The sequence below is a fragment of the Alienimonas sp. DA493 genome, assembly GCF_043951915.1.
Lineage (GTDB): Bacteria > Planctomycetota > Planctomycetia > Planctomycetales > Planctomycetaceae > Alienimonas.
Genome location: NZ_JBINJD010000324.1, coordinates 1 through 1,219, shown reverse-complemented (window position 1 = coordinate 1,219; position 1,219 = coordinate 1). Strand labels below are relative to the sequence as shown.

The window sequence follows — 1,219 nt, the reverse complement described above, 5'->3', positions numbered from 1 at the left end:
AGCCCGAGGTCACGGTCGCGGAAGCCCGGGAGCGGTGGCGGGAGCCCGTCCGCCGGGTGGAGCACGCCGGGGCCGTCTTTGAGGAAGTGATTCTGCCGTGAGACGCGCAATTCTGTTCGACTGGTGGGGGACGCTGATCCCCGGCAAATCCGGCGTCCCGCAGACGATGGACCCCGAGGTGGTCGCCCTGCTGCGGGAGGCCCGGGAGGGCGGGCTGCGGTTCGCCATCGTCACGAACCAGACGAAGACCGGGGCGACGGCCACCGTGCTGCGGACGCTGGGGAAGTACGACGCGGGCGACCTGTTCGACTTCGTGCTCGCCAGCGCCGACCTGCTGATCCACAAGCCGGACCCCCGCATTTTCCGCATGGCGCTGGCCGGACTGGGGGTCTCGCCGTGCGAGGCCGTGTTCGTGGGCGACACGCCGGGCACGGACGGCGGCTGCGAGGCCGTGGGCCTGCGGTACGTCCTGTGCGACCGGGCGACGGGCGTCTCCGCCGACGAACTGAAAGCTCTCCTGAAATGACCGACTTCATCACGAACCGCAATTTCCCCCGCGGGCCTGTCGACGCTCCGGGGCCGTTCGCCGACCACCCGGACAAGAAACGGGCGGCCGAAGTCGAAGCGGTCGAGTTTGAGGCGATCGGGCCGGGGTACGTCCCGAGCGTCTTCCCCGACCCGGTGGTGGCCGTGCGGCACATGCTGGCGAACTGCTTCGCCCGCAAGCTGCGGAACGACGAAGAGCGGCGGTACGGCGTCACGGTGTTCGGCGTGAACTACGACGGCCAAGGCCGCGGGGGAGACTCCCGGTCGGAGATGCTGTGCGAAGAGTTCTACTTCGACTACAGCGTGGAGGAAGCCCGGTACTTCGCCCGCACCGGGCGTCTGCTGTGCGACCCGTACGCCGCCGACGTGAACGCGAAAGGGGAACTGCTGCCGTGACCGTCCCCCGCCGCACCCCGCCCGACCTGACGCCCCGCCCGATCCGGCTCCCGGCGACCCCCCCCAACGTCGGCCCCGTCGATGTCGTGACGCCGTTCTCCGCCGCGGACGAGAAGTATCTCCCCGAGTCCGTCGCAGCCGTGCTGGATCAGCCCGGCTGCGAACCGCTGCTGCACCTTGTGGCCGACGGCTTCACGCCCTCGCCGGAGACGATCGCGCTGGCGGAGCACCCGAGCGTCCGGCTCTACGTCAACGAGCGGAACGTCGGCCCGTACGT

3 protein-coding genes are annotated in these 1,219 nt (G+C 70.2%); all 3 read left to right on the top strand.

The annotated features are described in order from the left end of the window. The first annotated feature begins 97 nt into the window (after positions 1-97). On the top strand, positions 98-526 hold the full coding sequence (locus ACG2DA_RS22795; RefSeq protein WP_395258999.1) for an HAD family hydrolase: 429 nt from the start codon (positions 98-100) through the stop codon (positions 524-526). Further along, positions 523-942, top strand: coding sequence for a hypothetical protein (locus ACG2DA_RS22790; RefSeq protein WP_395258997.1), 420 nt, complete (start codon positions 523-525; stop codon positions 940-942). Before ACG2DA_RS22795 ends, ACG2DA_RS22790 begins: the two co-directional genes overlap by 4 nt. Next, positions 939-1,219: hypothetical protein (locus tag ACG2DA_RS22785; protein ID WP_395258995.1), on the top strand; the 281-nt coding region annotated here is incomplete at its 3' end. The genes ACG2DA_RS22790 and ACG2DA_RS22785, both read left to right, overlap by 4 nt.